This window comes from Salipiger sp. ABF4_146, assembly GCF_056161345.1.
The window spans coordinates 1-624 of sequence record NZ_JBSWYX010000078.1 but is presented as its reverse complement, the minus strand read 5'-3'; the positions used below and the strand labels follow the sequence as shown (position 1 = coordinate 624).

At 67.8% G+C, this 624-nt stretch carries 1 protein-coding gene; it reads left to right on the top strand.

From position 1 onward, the window contains the following. Window positions 1-624, top strand: a 624-nt coding sequence (gene tnpC / locus ACXAJT_RS27620; RefSeq protein ID WP_475242238.1) for an IS66 family transposase, incomplete at both ends; no start/stop codon positions are given.

Genomic DNA, 624 nt, shown 5'->3' with positions numbered 1-624 from the left:
TCGGGTCTGGGCCTATGTCTCAGATCAGAGGCCCTGGGCCGGCAGCGCACCGCCTGGTGTGGTCTACCGCTTCTCGCCGGACCGGAAAGGGGAGCATCCCCGGCAGCACCTGCACGCCAGCAGCGGCATCCTACAGGCAGATGCCTACGCAGGCTTTGCCCAGCTTTATGAGCTGCGGGCGGACGGCAGTAGCCAGTTCAGGGAGGCGGCCTGCTGGGCCCATCTGCGACGCGACTTCCACGATGTCTGGGAGACAACCCAGTCGGAGATCGCACGCGAGGCGCTCGATCGGATCGGGAAGCTCTACGACGTCGAACAGCAGATCGCCGGCCAGCCCGCCGGACTGCGCAAGGCGGCGCGGCAACAGCACTCCAGGCCCAAGGTCGACGCCTTCAAGACGTGGGCCGAGGCGCAACTCGTGCGCATCCCAGGCAAGGGCGATCTTGCCAAGGCCTTCCGCTATGGGCTCTCCCGTTGGCACTCCTTCGAGCTCTACCTCGAGGACGGGCGCATCGGCATCGACAACAACCCGACCGAACGCGCCATGCGCCCGATCGGGATCGGGCGCCGCAACTGGCTGTTCGCCGGCTCCGACGGCGGTGGCGAGACCCTCGCCCGGGCCAT